General features: G+C 71.1%; 4 protein-coding genes, 2 tRNA genes and 1 pseudogene. 5 read left to right on the forward strand and 2 right to left on the reverse strand.

What is annotated here, in order from left to right; genetic code table 11:
* The 3 genes and pseudogenes from G6019_RS15995 to G6019_RS16005 all read left to right on the forward strand — a co-directional run.
* Positions 1 to 527, forward strand: a pseudogene (locus G6019_RS15995) (phytoene desaturase); the annotation flags it as partial.
* The gene (locus G6019_RS16000) at positions 524 to 907 is read left to right on the forward strand and encodes a lycopene cyclase domain-containing protein (protein ID WP_182613088.1); all 384 of its coding nucleotides are present in this window, start codon (positions 524 to 526) and stop codon (positions 905 to 907) included. The pseudogene G6019_RS15995 and the gene G6019_RS16000, both read left to right, overlap by 4 nt.
* The gene (locus G6019_RS16005) at positions 904 to 2199 is read left to right on the forward strand and encodes a prenyltransferase (protein WP_182613087.1); all 1296 of its coding nucleotides are present in this window, start codon (positions 904 to 906) and stop codon (positions 2197 to 2199) included. The genes G6019_RS16000 and G6019_RS16005 overlap by 4 nt, the downstream gene beginning before the upstream one ends.
* A 43-nt stretch (positions 2200 to 2242) precedes the next feature.
* Here G6019_RS16005 and G6019_RS16010 read toward each other — a convergent pair whose 3' ends face one another.
* Positions 2243 to 2965, reverse strand: a complete 723-nt coding sequence (locus G6019_RS16010; RefSeq protein ID WP_182613086.1) for a glycosyltransferase — start codon at positions 2963 to 2965, stop codon at positions 2243 to 2245.
* Positions 2966 to 3094: 129 nt separating this feature from the next.
* On the opposite strand from G6019_RS16010, the gene G6019_RS16015 reads away from it, so the two are divergent.
* Positions 3095 to 3167, forward strand: a tRNA-Thr gene (locus G6019_RS16015).
* 42 nt (positions 3168 to 3209) lie between these two features.
* A tRNA-Met gene (locus G6019_RS16020) sits at positions 3210 to 3283 on the forward strand.
* Positions 3284 to 3344: 61 nt separating this feature from the next.
* Here G6019_RS16020 and G6019_RS16025 read toward each other — a convergent pair.
* On the reverse strand, positions 3345 to 3970 hold a 626-nt coding region (locus tag G6019_RS16025), incomplete at its 5' end, for a tripartite tricarboxylate transporter permease (protein ID WP_182628028.1).

Raw genomic sequence — 3970 nt, forward strand, 5'->3', positions numbered from 1 at the left:
TCTGCCGCCCCAGCGCGACCGACGACCCCGACGCCGGCATCGCCCCCGCAGGGCACGAGAACCTCTTCGTCCTGGTCCCCATCCCCGCCGACCCCGGTCTCGGGCACGGGGGCGTCGACGGCGCCGGTGACGCGACCATCGAGGCGGCCGCCGACCGGGCTATCGCCCAGATCGCCGACTGGACCGGGATCCCCGACCTGGCGGAGCGCGTGGTGGTCCGTCGCACCATCGCGCCGGCCGATCTGGAACAGGATCTGGGGGCGTGGCGCGGCACCGCCCTCGGGCCCGCCCATACGCTGGCCCAGAGCGCGTTCTTCCGGACCCGAAACGTCTCCCGGCACGTCGACGGTCTCTACTACGCGGGGGCGTCCACCATTCCCGGGATCGGGTTGCCCATGTGCCTGATCAGCGCCGAGCTGGTGCTCAAACACGTCCGGGGAGACACGGGCACGGCGCCGGTGCCCGAGCCCGGCGGGGGCACGGTGTTCGACAGGGCGGTAGGAGACAGGGTGGTGTTCGACAGGTGATCGGGCTGGCCTATCTCCTGGTTCAGGTGGTTTCGTTCACCGGAATCCTGGTGATCGACCACCGCTGGAAGCTGGCGGCGTTCCGTGCGCCCGCCGCCGCGGCGCTCGCCGTCACCGCCTCCGTGGCGCTGCTGCTCACGTGGGACGTCCTCGGGGTGCGCAGCGGGGTGTTCTTTCGCGGCCAGACCGACTTCATGACCGGTCTGCTGGTGGCCCCCGAGATCCCGGTCGAGGAGGTCGTGTTCCTGGCGTTCCTGTCCCACCTCGCGTTGGTGTGCGCGACGGGGGTCTCCCGTGCCGTCGAGCACGCGGCCGCGTCCCGGGCGTCCCGGACGGCCCGGTCCTCCCAGACGGCCCGGGCGACAGGGGAACGCCCGTGACCAGCCTCTACACGACCCTCAACCTCACCATGTCCATCCCCGTGGTGGCCGTGGCCCTCCTCGCGGCCTGGCGCCTGCGTGGGCAGGCCCGACGCCGGTGGCTGATCGGGGTCGCCGGCGCGTTCGTCATTCTCATGATCCTCACCGCGGTGTTCGACAACATCATGATCTCGGCCGGGCTCGTGGCGTACGACGACGAGCTCACCAGCGGCATCCGGCTGGGCGTGGCGCCCATCGAGGACTTCGCCTACGCCGTGGCCGCGGCGGTGTTCGTGCCGTCGGTGTGGGCGCTGCTCACCGAGTCGCCGCGCGTCGGGGCCGGGGTCGGGAACCCGACGGTGTCGGGCAGGGGTGACGCGCTGCTGGCACGCGGTCCGGGGCACGACGACGACGAGGTCCGCACCCCCGAGCGGTCCGCGTCACCCGGTCTGCTCTCCACGCTGTTCTGGTCGTCCCGGCCGGTGTCGTGGATCAACACCGCCGCGCCGTTCGCCCTGGCGTACTTCCTGGCCACAGGGGGGTTCGACCTCGTCGGCGTCATCGGCACGGTCTTCTTCCTGGTGCCCTACAACCTGGCGATGTACGGGATCAACGACGTGTTCGACTACGAGTCGGACCTGCGCAACCCGCGCAAGGGCGGCGTCGAGGGATCGGTGCTGGAACGCTCCCGTCACACCGCCACCCTCGTGGCCTCCGCGGTGACCACGGTGCCGTTCCTTCTCTACCTCGTGCTGGTGGGATCGCTGGAGTCGTCCCTGTGGCTCGCCGCGAGCGCCTTCGCCGTGATCGCCTACAGCGCCAGGGGACTGCGGTTCAAGGAGATCCCGTTCCTCGACTCGGTGACCTCCGCCTTCCACTTCGTCTCCCCGGCGATCGTCGGCTGGACCATCGCGGGTGCCGAGCTGACCGGGGGAGTGTGGGCCTGCCTGGTGGCCTTCATGTTGTGGGGCGCCGCCTCGCAGGCCTTCGGCGCCGTCCAGGACGTCCGCTTCGACCGCGAGGCGGACCTGAAGTCCGTCGCCACCGTGCTCGGGGCCCGTGCCGCGGTGTGGTTCGCGCTGGCCTGCTACGCCGCCGCGGTGATCGTCCTGCTGGTGGCGGCGCCGTGGCCCGCGTCCGGGGTCGCCTTCGCGATCCTGCCGTACCTGGCCACCGTCGCGGCCTATGTCGGAGTGACCGACGCCGACGCCGAGCGCACCAACGAGGGCTGGAAGCGCTTCCTGGTGCTCAACATGCTGGCGGGATTCTGCGTCACGCAGATCATCCTGTGGTCGGTGCTCGTCTGGTCCTGACGCGCCCTGCGGGCGACTCAGCGCCGCAGGCGCTCCGGCCGACTCAGCGCCGCAGGCGCTCTATCCAGCGCTGAGAGGGCGGCGAGGTGCGCCAGTTGCGCGCGATCGTCCGGAACGCACGGGAGAAGCGTCGGCGCATCGCGGCCGGATCGTCGAACGGACGCGCGGAGATGCCCACGGTCAGCGACCTGTCCACCCGCAGCCGGTCGTCGGCGCCGAACTGGAACGACAGGTCGATGTCGTCGTGCAGTTCCGGGTCCGACCGGTCGACTCCCTCGCGGACGCGCTCCCAGGCCGTGCGACGCATCGCCAGATTGGACCCGAACAGCACAGGATGGGCCACCGCGGCGCCGACGGAGAAGAAGTAGGCGTCCATGTAGAGCAGCTGCGCGGCGCGGGCCCGCCACCCGCCCAGTCCGATGAACTCGCCGGGGCCCGAGAGCGCCACGAGACCCGGGTCCTCGGCGAACGCGCTCTCGATCCGCTGCATCCAGTCCGGGCCCGGGCGGGAGTCCGCGTCCAGGCGGGCGATCACGTCGCCCGAGGCCCGGTCGTAGCCGGCGGCGGCGGCCGAGGGGATACCCCGGACCGGCTCGGTCACCACGCGCGCGCCGGCCTCGCGGGCGACGTCCGCACTCGTGTCGGAGCATCCGTTGTCCACCACGACGATCTCGTCCGGCGGCCTCGTCTGGCCGTGCAGGGCCGCGAGGCACCCGGCGAGCTCGTGGGCGTCGTCGAGGACGGGGACGACCACGGAGATGCGCATGCCCCACATCCTGCCAGCGGGGCCTCGACCCCGCTCCACCGGGCGATTTGTGCCCCGTTCGAGCCTGTGTGTAATCTGCTAGAGGCTTTCACCCCGAGCCGCGGAGCGCTTCGCGACCCAGGGTGGCCGGCCCCCTTAGCTCAGTCGGCAGAGCGTTTCCATGGTAAGGAAAAGGTCGACGGTTCGATTCCGTCAGGGGGCTCGCACTGTGCGGGGCGGCCCGATCGCCCGACTGGCAGCGCATGCCGGTGTAGCTCAGCTGGTTAGAGCGCACGACTCATAATCGTGAGGTCGGGGGATCGAGTCCCCCCACCGGTACCGATCAGGATCACGAAGGCCGCCCACGTGTCGTGGGCGGCCTTCGTCGTGTCCACGATCCCTACCGTGCGGCGGCCTCCAACTCCGCCGCGGCCTCCCGGCGGCGACGACGACGGTGCCGGGTGTGCTGGATGATGCTCGCCGCCACGGCCACGGCCAGCAGGCCGTAGAGCGCGAGGGTGATGTTCGACGAGACCAGGATCGACACGTCGCCCTCGGACTGTGCCAGCGACCGACGCAGCTCGAGCTCGGCCAGCGGGCCGAGGATCGCGGCGATCAGGACCGGGGCCAGCGGGATCGAGAACCGGCGCATGACGAATCCCAGGATGCCGATCGCGATCACCATCCACAGGTCCAGCGTCGAGGAGGAGATCGCGTAGGTGCCGAGCATCGCGATCACCGTCACGCCGGCGTACAGGTAGTGGCGGGGGATCAGCAGCAGCTTCGCCCAGACGGCCGCGAACGGCAGGTTGATGACCAGCAGGATGATCAGGCCGACGAACAGGCTGGCGAGCAGCGGCCACACCAGCGCGGCACTCGTCTCGAAGAGCATGGGGCCGGGCTGCATCCCGTACTGCTGGAACGCGGCCAGCATCATGGCGGCCGTCGCCGAGGTCGGCAGGCCCAGGACGAGCAGCGCGCCCATCGCGCTGCCGGCGGTGGCGTTGCCCGCGGCCTCGGGAGCGG

It is taken from the genome of Dietzia sp. DQ12-76, from assembly GCF_014145045.1.
Lineage (GTDB): Bacteria > Actinomycetota > Actinomycetes > Mycobacteriales > Mycobacteriaceae > Dietzia.

Coding starts and splice junctions, on each gene's coding strand:
- G6019_RS16010 (WP_182613086.1), bottom strand. CDS start 2,965: ATGCGCATCTCCGTGGTCGTCCCCGTCCTCGACGACGCCCACGAGCTC.